Source organism: Collinsella sp. AM29-10AC (assembly GCF_003469085.1).
In the GTDB taxonomy this organism is placed as follows: Bacteria; Actinomycetota; Coriobacteriia; order Coriobacteriales; family Coriobacteriaceae; genus Collinsella.
In genome coordinates this window covers 31,522-46,252 of record NZ_QSKB01000003.1, presented here as the reverse complement: position 1 = coordinate 46,252, position 14,731 = coordinate 31,522, and the positions used below count along the sequence as shown (strand labels likewise).

The following is a 14,731-nucleotide window of genomic DNA, read 5'->3' as shown; positions in this document are numbered from 1 at the left end:
GTGCTACTTGCGCAGCGGCTTGGGCAGCGGAATGCCCGCCGCGATGACGGCGGCGATGATCATGCAGACGATACCCTTGAGCGGGAAGCACATGAGCAGCAGGCCCACAACCATGACCGGCTGACGCATAACGACGCCCATCGTCGAGGCGGTGCAGACGGCGACGCAAAAGACCGGATCGGCGCCGGTGAGGATGGCAAGACCATAGCCCAGGCTCACACCCGAGAAGATAACCGGGAAGAAGTGGCCGCCACGCCAACCAAGGTTGATGAGGGCGGGCGTCAGCATGGCCTTAACAAGACCGGTCGCGATAAGCACGCCGGCGGGAATGGTCAGATAGGTCTCCATGAGCACGTCGGCTTGGGTCTCGCCGGCAAACATGGTGTAGGGCAGAGCCGTACCGCAGGCGGCAAGTACCAGACCGGCCAGCATTGCCTTAACGACAGGACGCTCTCCTATGGCCCGGGCAAACGTTTCGCTCGCGTGCTCAGAGACAAAGTACAGCCAGCCGCATACGGTGCCGACCAACGCCAGCGGAATGAGCCAGACAAGTTCCAGGTTGCCCACCTGAGCGGACTCGAACCTGGTCATGCCCATGCCGCCGCCCATAAGCTGGCCGAGCAGCAGGTAGGTACCCAGACCGCCGGCAATCGCGATGCCGTAGACCACGGTCTTTTGCGCCTTGGGCAGCTTGATGGTGATCTCGTCGGAGGCGGAATCCTCGTCTTCGTTGGCACCCTGACCGTCAGCACTTCCGGCGAGCGGCGCCACAAAGCCAAACACGGGCGCGGTAAAGAGTGCCGTCAGAGCAGCCTGGGTGCCCAGCAGCGTGAGCTCCCTAAACTCAGCTCCAAAGCGACGCATGCGGTCGCCGACCCAGCTGCACAGACCCGCGATAACGCCGGTCAGGCCGGCCTCCGGTCCAATGCTTCCGCCAAACAGCAGCGGCAGCAACGCCGCGAGCGAAAGCTTGCCCAGGTTGTCGTACGGATAGCGACCGTCTTGCTTAACCTTGGCCATTACCTGGTTGAGGTCATCGGTCTTGGTGCCCGTCATCTTTTCGTACAGGCCGATCAGCAGGCCGCCCAGCAGGCAGACGAAAAACGGATACGGCAAAAACCCGAACGGGCCGCTCGCGAGCTCGGGTGAAGCGACGCCCAGCATATGCGGGATCTCGGTCCATAGATAGTCGATACCGCGCTCCATCGCAAAGAAGAACAGCCAGACCGCGGTGCCCGCAAACGCACCGGTCGCAGCCACGCTCACTAAGAACAGCGCACGGTTTTTGGGTTTTGCAAGGGTATCCATCGGGACCTCCCGTGGTCAAATCGACAAAGATACGTTTTATTGTAGGACGAGCAGGCCTCGGGCGGGCTAACCATCTACGCCGCGAACGGTGCCGTTGGGTGCCGCACGAGCGATGAGCCTAAGGCTTAGGCGCCGATAATCGATGCGATTTGACGCAGGTCGTCGGCAAAGTAGATGCCGGTCTGGCGCTGCGGGCTCGATAGGCCCTTGTCGATCATGCGCCCGAGCAGCGACTTAAGATCGTTGTAGTAGCCCCCGAGGTTGTACAGGATGCACGGCGCATCGAGATGCCCCAACGACACGGCGGACATGACCTCGGCAATCTCCTCGAGCGTGCCCGTACCGCCCGGGAAGGCGATGAACGCGTCGCCGAGCTCGATCATCTTGGCCTTACGCTCGGCCATGTCACTCGTCACGATGAGATCGTCAATACCGTCGTGTTGAAACTCTGCCTCGATAAAAAAGCTCGGCTCAACGCCCGTCACATGCCCGCCAGCATTGAGCACGCTATCGGCAAGCGCGCCCATCAGGCCCGACTTGGAGCCGCCGTATACCAGCGCGTGGCCGTTGGAGCCAATCCACGTGCCGAGCTCTCGCACTGCAGGCAGAAACGCCGGGTCGTTGCCGACGCTCGCGCCCAGGTATACCGTGATATTCATATTCAGTCCCCCTCGTCGTGACGCGCGTCGCCCGTTCTAGCGTTGGCGTCGGCGATATTCGCGCACACGGCGCGACAGGTCGGCGAGCTCGTCACGATCGAGCTCTTCCAAATGCTCGAGATCGTCCATAAAGCGCGCCATGGTGTCCTTTTGACGCATCTTGATGAGCGTGTTGCAGTAGTTCACCGCCACGCCCGTGAGCATGGCGATGTAGAAGATGCTGATGACGCTCAAAACGACGGTGATAGCGCGGGCAACCGGCGTCTCGGCCGGGATATCACCGAAGCCGATCGTCGATACGGTCTCAAAGCTAAACCAGAGGCCGTCGCCAAACGTGAGGGTCGTGGGCTCGGACAGCCAGACGGCCGTCGAGCACAGCAGATAGAAGACGAGAAACAGGCCCGTGATGCGCGCAAAGCCAGCCTGGCGCAACACGTCAGCAAGCGTCCTCAACTTGTTCATCGCGACCTCTTTTCCCAGACGCCCAATCACATTCGCTCGGTATTGTCCCACGCCTCCCCCGCAAACGGAACTAGTCATTGGGGACGTTCTTAAATGACTAGTCAAACAAGAACGTCCCCAATGACTACCTGACCGTTTAGCGGTGCGGTGGCTGAGTGGGCAGGTTGAGCTGGTATCCTTATGTGATACTGTCTCGACTCGATAGGATTACATGTGAAACCTTCCGCCATCCTTCGTTTGGCTCTATATCGCACCCTAGCCGTCGCGGTTGCCGTACTCACCGTACTGAGCGCCGTCATGCCTGCCCCCGCCTTTGCCGCCGACTCCGACCACCAGGTCAAGACGGTCCGCGTTGGCTGGCTCGTCAACAACAAAGGCTTCCAGGAAGGCACGCCGGGCGAGCGCCTCTCGGGATGGGGCTACGAGTACCTCCAGACCCTCTCGTATTACACAAAGGGCTGGCAATACGAATACGTTAGCGGCACCTTCTCCGAGCTTATGGACATGCTCGAGGCAGGCGAAATCGACCTCATGCCCAACATCTCGTATTCGGCAGAACGCGAGCAGAAGCTGCTCTTTTCCTCAAATCCCGAGGGCACCGAGCGCTACTATATCTACGCCAGGCCCGACCGCGACGATCTAGCCAAGGGTGACCCTCAGGCGCTCCAAGGCCTCACCATCGGCTGCAACTCTGGCGTTATGCAAACTATCGTCGGCCAGCAGTGGCTCGCCAACGAAGACGTTACCTGCACCTATAAAGAAATCGACACCGGCAGCGCCCTCTTTGAGGCGCTTGCAGACGGCGAGGTCGACGCCGTCATCATGAACGACACCATTTCGTCGCCCGATGCGTCACCCATGTTCTACGTAGGCTCGAGCGACTACTATTTTGCCGTTCCCAAAAGCCGCCCTGACCTGATGAACGACATCAACGCCGCCATGACGACCATCGCCCGCGATAACCCGCGCTATAACGAGGAAGTCAAAACGAGTTACTCGACCCAAAACAGTGGCTCGTCATCGCTCACCGGCACCGAGACCACCTGGCTCAAAGAAAACGGCAATACCATCACGCTCGGCTATCTTAAAAACCAACTTCCCTACTGTACGCAAAATGACGACGGCGAGATGGAAGGGTCGCTCGCCTCGCTTGCAACGACGTTGCACGACAAGTTTGACATTACGGTCAAAACAATCGCACTCTCGAACAACAAGCAAATGATCAAAGCCCTTTCCAACGGGACCATCGATGTCGCCCTGCCGTTGTTTCGCGACTACTGGCTCGCCGAACAGACAGGGGTCATCCAGTCAAACTCGATGGGAACGGTTTCGCTGACCGCCATTCACAGTGGCAAAAACCTGAACAGCGACCTTAAGAACATCGCTTGTACAAAGAGCACAATCGTTAACCGTTTTGAGCTCGAAAGTCTCTTTCCGAACGCAACGGTAACCGAGTATTCGAATGACGGCGAGGTGCTCAAAGCCCTCGATGAGGGGAAGGCACGTTGCATCATTGTCCCCAGCACGCGCCTGGAAACTCTCCGCGACATCTACGACATCGAGGATTTCGAAACACAGGAACTCACCAACACGGCACAACTATCGTGTTTAATTTCGCGCGGCAAGCCCGAGCTGCTGGGAATCATCAATAAGGGCATCGTCAATGCAGGTGAATCGCTCTCTGCAAACAGCTATTTCCCCACATCGTACTCGGCGCAAGAATCGGATGCGTTCCGACTTCTCTACCGCAACCGCATCGTCATTGCGGCAGTCGTCATTTGCATTTTGCTCACCGGCATCGTCATCCTTGTCTGGTCGCTTTACCGCGCACAGGAGGAACGGCAGAAAGCCGATGCCGCCAACGCCGCCAAAACCGCTTTCCTCACGCGCATGAGCCACGACATCCGCACGCCGCTCAACGGCATCCTGGGCCTTATCGAAATTGAGGAATTGAGAGAAGGCGACATGCAGGTCGCCCGCGAAAGCCGCGCCAAGGCGCGCGTTGCCGCCAATCACCTGCTGTCACTGATTAACGACATCCTCGAGATGGGCAGGATCGAGGAGCGCAAAGTGACGCTCGAGCACGAATCATTCAACCTTAAAGAGCTGTGCGACAATGCGCTCGTACTGTGCAAGCTCCGCGCATCGGACCGCGGCATAACCATGCTCGACACCAGCGAGCCCTACGCTGTCGACCAATATATGATCGGCAGCCCCACCCATATTCGGCAGATCCTTGTCAACCTGCTCGACAACAGCATCAAGTACAACAAGCACGGAGGCACCGTCACGTTCTCATCGACCATCAAACCGGTCGACGACGAGCACGCCGTGTTTTGCTTTAGCGTCTCGGATACCGGCATTGGTATGACATCCGAGTTTTTGGCACACATTTACGAGCCGTTTGCCCAGGAAGGCGACGATGCGCGCAGCAAGTTCCAAGGAACCGGCATTGGCATGTCTATCGTCAAATCGCTCATCGATATGATGGGCGGCACGATTGAGATTTCGAGTGAGGTTGGCGTGGGGAGTACGTTTGACGTCCGGATTCCGCTCGATATCGACAAGAACCCTCAGATAAAAGAATGTGCAGACACGCAGGTAAGCAGCTGCTCACTCGCCGGCATGAACGTCCTTTTGGCAGAAGATAACGAACTCAATGCCGAGATTGCCCAAGCTCTGCTCGAAAGCGAAGGCATCGTCGTGACTCGCGCCGCCGACGGCAACGAAACGGTCGATCTATATGTTGGTCGTCCCACCGGCAGCTTCGATGCAATCCTGATGGACATCATGATGCCGGGCATGGACGGCTACGAGGCAACCCGGGCGATCCGCCTGAGCGAAAAGGCCGATGCGGCCGACATCCCCATCATCGCGCTCACCGCCAACGCCTTTGCCGAAGACGCCAAGGCGGCACACGACGCCGGCATGAACGCCCATCTGCCCAAACCGCTCGACTTTAGCAAGCTCAAAAACATACTCGCCTGTATCAAGAAAAATGGGGCTGTTTCGCTATAGTTTGTGCTCAACCACCATGCGCAGTAGAAAGGAAGCCAACGATGTTTAGGCCCTTACGTCGAAAGAAACGCGCCATCACCGACGAGAAAGCGCGCGAACTGCTCGCTGCCTGCAAGCGCGGCGTCTTTGCCGTCAACGGCGATGATGGCTACCCCTATGCCATTCCCGTCAACTACTTCTTTGACGCCGAGCACGACAAGATTTATTTCCATGGCGCCAAGGCTGGCCACAAGGTCGATTCACTCAAGCATGATGATAAAGTCTGCTTTACCGTTTACGGCAACGAGTGGTACAAGGACGGCGACTGGGCTCCCTACGTTATGAGTACCGTTGTCTTTGGTCGTTGTCGCCTGGTAGATGAAGCGCCCGCGTTTATCGAGGACAAAGTCCGTCAGCTCGCGCTTAAGTACTACCCTTCTGCCGAAGAAGTCGAGGAGGAGATCGCCAAAGACATAAAGGGCGTCCAACTCTACGAGATTTCGATTGAGTATCTTTGCGGCAAGCAGATTCAGGAAAAGTAGCGAATGCGGAAAACGCGCTCGCTACCCTCTGCGCCCCATGCGCCCACGCATTTTGACGGCGTGGGCGCATGGGGCAGCACTCGAATCGAGCGCCCCCTATACCCCAAAAACGTAGCGGTCCAGGCGGTCGCACGCCTCCCTTACGCGCGAAAGCGGCAGCGCCAGATTCACGCGAATGTGGCAGGGCCCGTGGAACGGGCGGCCGTCCTGATACCCCACGCCCACGCGCGCCCCCTCGTCGAGCAGCCACTGAATATCGCGGCCATGCTCGCGACACCACTTGGTACAGTCCAGAAACACCATGTAGGTGCCCTGCGGACGTGAATAGGACACGCCCTCAAAATGCTCGTCAACGTAATCGCAGAAGTAGCCAACGTTGGCATCGATGATCTCGTTGAGCTCATCGACCCACTCGTAGCCCTGCTGCTGGTAGGCACCGATAAGCGCATGCATGGAGAGGACGTTCATCTCGTTGTAGTGAGTCTTGTTGGACACGGCGCACACGCGGTCGCGCAGCGTCTCGTTATAGATGATGTGGTAGCTGCCGACCAAGCCCGCCAGGTTGAACGTCTTGCTGGGCGCGTAGAGGGCAACCGTGCGTATGCGGGCATCCTCGCTCACCGACTGCGTCGGGATATGCTTGTGCCCCGGCAGGATGATATCGGACCAAATCTCATCCGAGATCACCACGCAATCGTGCTGGCGATAGGTATCCATGGCGCGCTCGATCTCATCGCGCTCCCATACGCGGCCGCAGGGGTTGTGCGGCGAGCAGAACACCGCGGCATGGATGTGGTTTTGGGCGAGCTTGCGCTCCATGTCCTCAAAGTCCATACGCCACACGCCCTGGTCGTCGAGCTTAAGCGGGCTGTGGACAATGCGATAGCCCGCGGCTTCGATGGACTTGGTAAAGCCGATGTAGGTCGGGCTGTGGACCAGCACCGCATCGCCCGGCTGGACATACGCGCGCAGGGTCGACACGACGCCGCCCAGCACGCCGTTCTCGTAGCCGATATGCTCCGGGAGCAGGCCCTCGACGCCATTACGGCGGCTCTGCCATTCGATGATGCGGTCGAAGTACTCGGGGCGAGGATCGAAATAGCCAAACATGGGATGCTGGGCGCGCTGAATGATGTGCTCCTGGACCGTGGGCACCGTGGCAAAGTTCATGTCCGCCACCCACATGGGGATGCGGTCGAAGCCCTCGTCGGGCGCGTTCGGAGCCATGCCGGGGATTTCACCCCAGGAGTCAACGGCGATGGCGTCCATGCCGTGGCGGTCGATAAGCGAAGTAAAGTCGTATTTCATGCTGAGCTCCCGTGCAAAGCGGATTGTTTTGGTAGGCGTTATTGTCCACCAGCGTGGGCGATTTTGTCATGAGGGTTTGGCGTTGAATTTGGCGGGCGCCGGCGAATAGCCGGCTAGTCCCGCGCGTCGTTGACGGCGATTACCGTCAACCTGGTTCCATCAACCGTAAAGGATATGTCGAGCCCAGCGTAAGCCAGATGGTAGACGCGGTTTGGCTCGTGTTTGCTACCCGCGCGGCGAGGATCTTGACGAAGGACCTCTATCAAGCCGGGGAGCTTTGCGGGCGGAATCATATCCTGCAGCGCTTGCGGGAACTCGATATCGAGCTCTTGCCACGGAGCATCCTCAATCCAGCCGCCGGTCGCATCTGGATGGCAATCCGCAAACGGAATGTAGGGCTTAATGTCGTAGATGGGCGTGCCGTCGCGCAGATCGGCCCCTAGCACATGGATGATTGGGCCATCGTCGGTAAGCTCGACATGATCGAGTTTGACGCAGGTAAGCCCAATGGGATTAGGGCGAAACGGACTGCGCGTGGCAAACACGCCCACACGCTCGGCTCCGCCCAGACGCGGCGGGCGCACGGTTTTCGACCACTTGGCATTGGTGCCGGACCTGTCCTGCGTCTTGGCATCGGTGGCTATGTCCTTAGCCGTGCCGCCGGGCGTTCCGTTTTCAAAACGCCACAGCAGCCATAGGTGAGAGAAGGAGTCCAGGCCCTCAACCGCTGCATTGGAGGCAAATTCCGGCTCAAAAACGATGCGTCCCTGCAGATGGGGCGCCAAAAAACTGTTGCGCGGAATGCCGAACTTCTGCGGCAGGTCGGTATGTATGCGTGCAATAGGTTCCATGCCGGTCATTGTACGGCACAGGCGCGCGGGGCGCAGGCTGCGATTCTCTCTCATCGTCATCTGCATGCAACCAACGGTTGCTTGGAAGGACATCGGCTGCCGCGTATGCTTAAGCAAACAAGCACCAGAAAGGAGCCGTCATGGCCTTTGCAGAAAAACTCATCGCCGTCCGCCGCGCCAACAACCTTACCCAAGAGCAGCTCGCCGCCAAGCTCTACGTCACGCGCCAAGCCGTGAGCCGTTGGGAGCGCGGCGAAGTCACCCCGGGCATCGACATGATGAAGCTCATTGCCGCCGTTACCGGAGAGCCGCTGTCGCACCTGCTCGAAATGCCCGAGCACTATTGTCAGAGCTGCGGCATGGTGCTCACGCCCGACGACTGCGGCACCGATGCCGCGGGCGCCACGACCGACCATTACTGCAAGTGGTGCTACGACCGCGGCAAGTACACCTACGACACCACAATGGAAGCAATGATCGAGGATTGTGCCCCGCGGCTGGCACAAAGCACCGGTATGTCGCTCGACGAAGCCGTCTCGCTCATGGGCGCCGTGCTGCCGCAACTGGAGCGCTGGCGCTCCGTGCAGGAAAACGAGGAGCGCTACGGCGCCGAGGCCCGGGCGCGCTACGGCGACAGGGCAATCGATGCGGCAAACGAGGCGTTGCTGGACATGGACCCCGAAACCTGGAACGACATGAAAGAACTCGAGCGCGCGATTTTGGGCCAGCTCTCGATTGCCATGGACGACGGCGACCCAAAGAGCATCGAGGCCCAAAAACTTGTTGCGATGCATCGTCGTTGGATTAGCCTCAACTGGGGACACGAGCCCCAGGACGAAGCATACCTGGGCCTCGCCAATGGTTATCTTGCGGACCAGCGCTTTGTTGACTACTACGACAAGCCCTGCGGCACCGGAGCCACGGCGTTTCTGGTACAGGCAATCGAGTCGTCGTTGACGCGTGCATAGACCGCGGCGGCTTTGGGTATTTCAATCGAAACCTCAACCGATTGGAGACCTATGGCTACTGATCACGAGCTCGCGCTCTACGTTATGACCGGCTGCCCGTATTGCATAAAGGTCAAGCACTTTTTGGCCGATAACGGCGTGACCATTCCCGAGCGCAATATCTCGACCGATTCCGATGCCGAGCAGACGCTCATCACCGTCGGCGGAAAGCGCCAGGTTCCTTGCTTATTCATTGACGGAAAGCCGCTCTACGAATCGAGCGACATCATCGCGTGGGTGCAGGAGAATTTGCTCTAGCACGCGCACTGCGGCCAGTTCGCGCCAACCGAGCCGAACCCATACGAACCAAACATGTACGCCAGCATCCAAAGTCGACATTTTTCGACATCTTTGGATGCTGACGTACAGCTTTTTGCATGGGCCCGACACAGGTAGTCATTGGGCTTCAACGCACTCCATCGCTCTATTCCCGGCATCAGCCAAAAGGTGCTCTCGTCAAACCTAAAGGAAATGGATGCCGTGGGGCATACCGCTCCACGGTTACCTTTTTGTGCCTTCTTTTTTAAAAACGATCCAGGCTGCACACTACTGTCAGACACACCCGAATCAATTGGACAGGAGGCCAGCCATGAATCAAGCCGAGCGTCGTGTTTGGCTTATCAACGCATTGCTCGATGAGCGACCGGATGGACGCGACGTTGCCGTTCCTGCCGGAGCCGACGAGCAGCGTGATTTGCTCAGAGCCCTTATGAACGTGCGGCCGCCCGAAGCGCTTACGACAGAAACCCTCGACATCCAGGACGCCTACCTGCATCAGCGAATTGTTGAGCGCGGCGGAGCGACCGATGCCGGCGCACTCCCCTACCGCAATCACGTTGCCGTCTGGCGCGGTGACATCACACTGCTTAAAGCCGACGCCATCGCCAACGCCGCCAACAGCCAAATGCTCGGCTGCTTTGTGCCGGGGCACCACTGCATCGACAACGCCATCCACACATACGCCGGCATGCAGCTACGTCTGACGTGCGCCAACCTCATGTGTAAGCAGGGGCATGAGGAACCGACCGCACGCGTTAAGGTCACGCCAGCGTTTAACCTGCCGAGCAGCCACATCTTTCACACCGTCGGCCCCATCGTGCCCAGCCATAAGCCCGGCCCGCGCGAAGAATTGCTACTACGCCGTTGCTACACCAGCTGTCTGGACGAAGCGACACGCCAAGGGCTCGACACGCTTGCATTCTGCTGCATCTCGACGGGCGTCTTTGGCTATCCCCAGCAAGCCGCCGCGCGCGTTGCCGTCGATACCGTTCGTCATCATCTAGACCATAACGACTCCAACCTTAAGGTGATCTTCAATGTATTTCTCGCGTCTGACGAATCAATCTACCGTGAGCTTCTCCAAACAGATCGCTAAGCTCCAAGCCGCACTCGATGCATCCGACGCCGTGATAATCGGTGCCGGCGCGGGTCTTTCCACCGCGGCTGGCTATACCTATTCGGGCGAACGCTTCGAGAAGCTCTTTGGCGACTTCGCTGCACGCTACGGCTTTGCTGACATGTACTCCGGCGGCTTCTACCCCTACGACTCGCTCGAGGAATACTGGGCATTTTGGAGCCGCTATATTGAGTGCAACCGATATGACCCCATACCCAAACCGGTCTATGAGCAGCTCCTGGACCTACTGCGCGACCGCGATTACTTTGTGCTGACCACAAACGTAGACCACTGCTTCCAGCGCGTCGGCTTTGATAAGCAGCGGCTCTTTTACACGCAGGGCGACTATGGCCTATTCCAGTGCAGCAAGCCCTGCTGCCAGGAAACGTGGGATAACGAAGGACTTGTAAACTGCATGGTCGGCGCCCAACAGGACCTGCGCATTCCGTCTGCACTTGTGCCCCGTTGTCCCCACTGTGGTTCCCCGCTTACGATGAACCTGCGCGCCGACGATACGTTTGTGCAGGATAGGGGCTGGTATGCTGCGGCCGATCGCTACCAGGATTTCCTGCGCCGCCACAGCAATATGCGCATTCTGTTCTTTGAGCTTGGCGTAGGCGGCAATACGCCCGTCATCATCAAGTATCCGTTTTGGCAGATGACTGCCAAAAATGAGCGCGCTACGTACGCGTGCGTCAATTTTGGCGAGGCAGTCGCTCCGGCAGAAATCGCCGATCGGAGCATCCTGATCGACGCCGACGCGGAACGTGTATTGGACGCACTTGCCGTCCAAGTCGTCGGATAACGAGGGCGATACCGCCTTCAAACATGTACGTCAGCATCCAAAGTCGACATTTTCCGACATCTTTGGATGCTGACGTACAGCTTTTTGCAACATAGTCGTTTAAGAACGTCCCCAACGCCCACATTTAGCCGCAAAAGCGGGCAGCGGGCGCAAGCGGCTGCTCGCGAAAGACGCGCTCGACAGCAGCGCGGTATTCATCGACCTTTTTGGTCTTGCGAACGAGCTTGTGAACGGTCGCGGGATCGGCGAAGGCGCATTTGGCGTAGAACCACCACTCTTTCATGCGAAAGACCGCGTTGCCCCCAATCTCGTCCGCATAAGCCGCAAACAGCATGTCGTGGAAGCGTTGCAGCTCAGCGGCGGTGGCGGCAGGGCCGCCCTTAACCATGCGAGCCAGCGCGGGATTCGCAAGCAAGCCGCGCCCCAACATTACGTGGCGTGTTCCGGGATAGGCTTCCACCAGCGCATCCATGTCCTCAAGATCAAAGATGTCGCCGTTATAGGCCACGGGGAACGGCGCCCGCTCCAGCGTCTCGCCGTAAAACTCTTTGCGCGGCGAGCCCGTATAACGGTCCTTTTGCACGCGCGGGTGCACAATCAGCTCTGCTAACGGCATGCGACAGTAGAGGTCGAGCACGCGCTTGTACTCGTCGTCGCTTTCCAACCCCAACCTGGTCTTGACCGACACCGGCAAGGGCGAGCGTTCGCACACGTCGCTCAAGAACACCTCGAGCTCATCCAAATTGCGCAGAAAGCCCGAACCCTTGCCCTTCGCGACCACCGTACCCGAAGGGCAGCCAAGGTTGAGGTTGACCTCGCGGTAGCCCATATCGGCAAGCACCTGCGCCGCCCACACAAACTCGTCCGCATTCTTGGACATCAGCTGGGGCACCACGTTAAGTCCCTGGTTGTTGGCAGGATCGACCTCTTTAAACGCCTTGCCGCCAAAGCGATTGCCCACCCGCGGCGGCGGCAAAAACGGCGTGTAATAACAATCGAGCGCGCCGAAGCACTCCGCATGCACGCGACGGAACACATGCCCGGTAATCCCCTCCATAGGGGCCAGCGATAAATACATCAACATCCATTCTCAAATCAATGTGACAAAGGGACTGTCCCTTTGTCACATCCCATTCAAGCGGTTCAGGAACTCTTCGCAGGCGCGAGAACGCAGGCGATATTTTTTCCACACCAGATACGATGCAATGGTGAAGGGGCAAAAGGGCAGTCCCTTTGCCCCAAGTGCCGGCTACCGGACGCAAGCTAGTTGCCGTTCGCGAACGCCGCCCATATTTCGAGGTCTAATACTTTTCCCGAGAAGTGAACGGCTGTATTTGGACCCCCGAAGCATTGACATTTTTAGGCGTCAAAACCGCAGGATTTGACTGGCAAAACCGCAGGAAATTGCACGCCAAAAGTGTCGATGCTTCGGGAGTCCGTTTTCACTCGTTCACTTCTCGGGAAAAGTATTAGACCTCGATTCCGCAGTCCCCGATGTGACAAAGGAGCAGTCCATTTGTCACATTCAGAATTGACCCCCCCCCGCAATAGCTCATCGATGGCGGGATTCTCTATACTGGGTCACATATGACGGTATCGCGCCAAAGGAGAACGCCGTGACCACCTCGCAGATATCTCTACTCGCGCTCATCTCGGTTGGAGGCATCGGCATCCTGTTTATCGGAGCGAGCATGCTCATGAAGGCCGCCGCCCGCAAGAAAGCCAAGGCCTGTACCGCCGTGACCATGGGGACGGTCATCGACCATCGCTTTATGGGTGAAGGCAGAATGAATCCCGTTTTGGAATACACCGTCGACGGCACGCAATACCGCGCGAAAAAACAATTCCGTGGCATAAAGACCAAAAGCTTGTCGGGACTCCCCATCCGCACGCAAGCCACCGCCTACGAAGACGCCAAGGGCTGGCTGCACGTGCAGACAGGCCCCATCGCCAGCCTAGGCACCCTCGCGGAGCAGCTTTGGCCCCTCGGTAGCCAAATGACCGTGTACTACAACCCCGGCAACCCAGACAAAAGCTATGTCGAACGCCCCATCGTGGGCAACTTTGCCACACTGATGTTTAACATCGCAGGCTTCTTGCTCATCGCGATGAGCATCTTGCTCTATGTTCTTATCCAGCGCTAGCTCAAACTGATGCGCCCCGCGCCCCATGCGCCGCAACGACCGCCACGACACCAAGGACCAGCTATGGCTACACTTTCCGAACAAGAACGCAAGCGCATCCAGCGATACTGCATCTGTCCCAAGGTTGCCGGTGCGGCGCTTGCCATGGCGTTTGTGCTGCCTTTTTTGATCATTCCCTTCGAAATGATTGACGACATCGTCTTCCATCACGAAGGCTTCCAGGAGACGGGCATGATGGCCGCCCTGGCGCTCACCGCCATCGAGCTCATCATCTTCTGCTATTGCGCGCTCGCGCCGCGCTTTGGCATGCGCGGCAAGCAGTGGAAGGAAATGCAGCACCGACTCGCCGTCGAGCAGTCCGAGAAAGACCGCACGGCACAAATCGCAGGCGTTATTGGCACGCAGGCCGCCGCGCGCCTACTCAAGAACAGCGACAACGAGACCGCGCGCAACTTGGGCGGCGCGGCAGAAGTCGCCGCTGCCGTAGGCGCCGTCGCCACCGCAGCGGACGTGCTTACCGAGAGCTTCGCTAACGCAAAGGCCATGGCGGAGGCCTATAGCGTGCCTATCCCCCGTGCAAAAAAGTGGATCATCGCGCTTGTGGCGCTGCCCCTCGCGATCGTGTGCGGTGCCTATATCCCGCAGCTGGCGCAGGGAAACATCGAGATGCAGGAGAACGCCGCGGCCGCGGCCGAGCAAATTGCCATCGCCCGCAAGACGCTAGGACCCGCATGCGAGTACGTGTCCGCCGATGACCCTTACGAGCGATATCAAGATTACGGCTATCACGTCCGCGGCTACCTTCACGACGGCGACTCCGATACCCAGAAGACCTATACGTACCTGGATTTCGACAACAAGGGAACGCTCAAGGAAGTGAGTTACATAGCAGAGATCGACCCCGACGCGAGCCTTGAGGACAACCTCGCCCGCATCGAGCTCGACTTGGACGAACTTTCCTCTGTCGTCCAAACCGTAGACGTCAAGACCGTGAGTCCCGAGCTCCTAGCACCGCAAAAGCTCCCCGAAGAGTTTAGGCAGGCTTTTTTGAACGGTTCGCTCTACGAGAGAATCTCCATCAGGACGAGTGACAACCCCATCAAAACGTATTACTCGTTTGATACGGATCCCGAGGACGAGTTTGACGAGTACACCCATCCAAGCGTCCGCATTACATTGATGGGCAAAACGAGCTAGGCGCCCAATGTGACAAAAGGACTGTCCCTTTGTCACATTCCATGAAAAAGGGCAC

General features: G+C 58.3%; 14 protein-coding genes. 8 read left to right on the top strand and 6 right to left on the bottom strand.

From position 1 onward, the window contains the following. Positions 1-3 precede the first annotated feature (3 nt). The 3 genes from DW754_RS01840 to DW754_RS01830 all read right to left on the bottom strand — a co-directional run bounded on the left by DW754_RS01840 (position 4) and on the right by DW754_RS01830 (position 2,429). Entirely contained in the window at positions 4-1,308 is a 1,305-nt protein-coding gene (locus tag DW754_RS01840) for a chloride channel protein (RefSeq protein WP_117758273.1), read from the bottom strand. Between the two features lie 125 nt (positions 1,309-1,433). Then, on the bottom strand, positions 1,434-1,967 hold the full coding sequence (locus DW754_RS01835; protein WP_117758274.1) for a TIGR00730 family Rossman fold protein: 534 nt from the start codon (positions 1,965-1,967) through the stop codon (positions 1,434-1,436). 36 nt (positions 1,968-2,003) lie between these two features. Beyond that, positions 2,004-2,429: a potassium channel family protein gene (locus tag DW754_RS01830; protein ID WP_055252221.1), complete on the bottom strand. Its 426-nt coding sequence runs from the start codon at positions 2,427-2,429 to the stop codon at positions 2,004-2,006. Positions 2,430-2,642: 213 nt separating this feature from the next. Between DW754_RS01830 and DW754_RS01825 the strand changes: the two genes are divergently transcribed. Together DW754_RS01825 and DW754_RS01820 are read left to right on the top strand one after the other, a co-directional pair. After that, on the top strand, positions 2,643-5,447 hold the full coding sequence (locus tag DW754_RS01825; RefSeq protein WP_117758275.1) for a transporter substrate-binding domain-containing protein: 2,805 nt from the start codon (positions 2,643-2,645) through the stop codon (positions 5,445-5,447). A 41-nt stretch (positions 5,448-5,488) separates the two neighbouring features. Beyond that, positions 5,489-5,968 carry a pyridoxamine 5'-phosphate oxidase family protein gene (locus DW754_RS01820; protein WP_117758276.1) on the top strand — a complete coding sequence of 160 codons (480 nt, stop codon included), beginning with the start codon at positions 5,489-5,491 and terminating at the stop codon, positions 5,966-5,968. A 96-nt stretch (positions 5,969-6,064) separates the two neighbouring features. On the opposite strand, the gene DW754_RS01815 is transcribed toward DW754_RS01820, so the two are convergent. Both DW754_RS01815 and DW754_RS01810 read right to left on the bottom strand, forming a co-directional pair. Continuing rightward, a complete protein-coding gene (locus tag DW754_RS01815; RefSeq protein WP_117758277.1) occupies positions 6,065-7,276 on the bottom strand; it encodes a MalY/PatB family protein in 1,212 nt (403 codons plus the stop codon). 113 nt (positions 7,277-7,389) lie between these two features. Further along, positions 7,390-8,181, bottom strand: coding sequence for a tRNA (N6-threonylcarbamoyladenosine(37)-N6)-methyltransferase TrmO (locus tag DW754_RS01810; protein ID WP_233508841.1), 792 nt, complete (start codon positions 8,179-8,181; stop codon positions 7,390-7,392). Positions 8,182-8,267: 86 nt separating this feature from the next. Here DW754_RS01810 and DW754_RS01805 point away from each other — a divergent pair, with 86 nt between their 5' ends. The 4 genes from DW754_RS01805 to DW754_RS01790 all read left to right on the top strand — a co-directional run bounded on the left by DW754_RS01805 (position 8,268) and on the right by DW754_RS01790 (position 11,335). Continuing rightward, positions 8,268-9,095, top strand: a complete 828-nt coding sequence (locus tag DW754_RS01805) for a TipAS antibiotic-recognition domain-containing protein (RefSeq protein ID WP_117833464.1) — start codon at positions 8,268-8,270, stop codon at positions 9,093-9,095. A 51-nt stretch (positions 9,096-9,146) separates the two neighbouring features. Beyond that, positions 9,147-9,392: a glutaredoxin gene (locus tag DW754_RS01800; RefSeq protein ID WP_117758279.1), complete on the top strand. Its 246-nt coding sequence runs from the start codon at positions 9,147-9,149 to the stop codon at positions 9,390-9,392. Between the two features lie 331 nt (positions 9,393-9,723). Further along, entirely contained in the window at positions 9,724-10,509 is a 786-nt protein-coding gene (locus DW754_RS01795; protein ID WP_117758280.1) for a protein-ADP-ribose hydrolase, read from the top strand. After that, the gene (locus DW754_RS01790; protein WP_117758281.1) at positions 10,451-11,335 is read left to right on the top strand and encodes a Sir2 silent information regulator family NAD-dependent deacetylase; all 885 of its coding nucleotides are present in this window, start codon (positions 10,451-10,453) and stop codon (positions 11,333-11,335) included. The genes DW754_RS01795 and DW754_RS01790 overlap by 59 nt, the downstream gene beginning before the upstream one ends. 124 nt (positions 11,336-11,459) lie before the next feature. Here the strand turns inward: DW754_RS01790 and DW754_RS01785 are convergent, their stop codons facing one another. Then, on the bottom strand, positions 11,460-12,413 hold the full coding sequence (locus DW754_RS01785) for a tRNA-dihydrouridine synthase (protein ID WP_117758282.1): 954 nt from the start codon (positions 12,411-12,413) through the stop codon (positions 11,460-11,462). Between the two features lie 538 nt (positions 12,414-12,951). On the opposite strand from DW754_RS01785, the gene DW754_RS01775 reads away from it, so the two are divergent. Further along, positions 12,952-13,479 (top strand): DUF3592 domain-containing protein, encoded by a 528-nt coding sequence (locus DW754_RS01775; protein WP_117833463.1) that lies wholly within the window; start codon positions 12,952-12,954, stop codon positions 13,477-13,479. Between the two features lie 63 nt (positions 13,480-13,542). Beyond that, positions 13,543-14,676, top strand: coding sequence for a hypothetical protein (locus DW754_RS01770; RefSeq protein WP_117758284.1), 1,134 nt, complete (start codon positions 13,543-13,545; stop codon positions 14,674-14,676). Positions 14,677-14,731 lie beyond the last annotated feature (55 nt).

Coding starts and splice junctions, on each gene's coding strand:
- DW754_RS01820 (WP_117758276.1), top strand. CDS start 5,489: ATGTTTAGGCCCTTACGTCGAAAGAAACGCGCCATCACCGACGAGAAA.
- DW754_RS01835 (WP_117758274.1), bottom strand. CDS start 1,967: ATGAATATCACGGTATACCTGGGCGCGAGCGTCGGCAACGACCCGGCG.
- DW754_RS01810 (WP_233508841.1), bottom strand. CDS start 8,181: ATGAGAGAGAATCGCAGCCTGCGCCCCGCGCGCCTGTGCCGTACAATG.
- DW754_RS01795 (WP_117758280.1), top strand. CDS start 9,724: ATGAATCAAGCCGAGCGTCGTGTTTGGCTTATCAACGCATTGCTCGAT.
- DW754_RS01805 (WP_117833464.1), top strand. CDS start 8,268: ATGGCCTTTGCAGAAAAACTCATCGCCGTCCGCCGCGCCAACAACCTT.
- DW754_RS01790 (WP_117758281.1), top strand. CDS start 10,451: ATGTATTTCTCGCGTCTGACGAATCAATCTACCGTGAGCTTCTCCAAA.
- DW754_RS01840 (WP_117758273.1), bottom strand. CDS start 1,308: ATGGATACCCTTGCAAAACCCAAAAACCGTGCGCTGTTCTTAGTGAGC.
- DW754_RS01800 (WP_117758279.1), top strand. CDS start 9,147: ATGGCTACTGATCACGAGCTCGCGCTCTACGTTATGACCGGCTGCCCG.
- DW754_RS01815 (WP_117758277.1), bottom strand. CDS start 7,276: ATGAAATACGACTTTACTTCGCTTATCGACCGCCACGGCATGGACGCC.
- DW754_RS01770 (WP_117758284.1), top strand. CDS start 13,543: ATGGCTACACTTTCCGAACAAGAACGCAAGCGCATCCAGCGATACTGC.
- DW754_RS01785 (WP_117758282.1), bottom strand. CDS start 12,413: ATGTATTTATCGCTGGCCCCTATGGAGGGGATTACCGGGCATGTGTTC.
- DW754_RS01830 (WP_055252221.1), bottom strand. CDS start 2,429: ATGAACAAGTTGAGGACGCTTGCTGACGTGTTGCGCCAGGCTGGCTTT.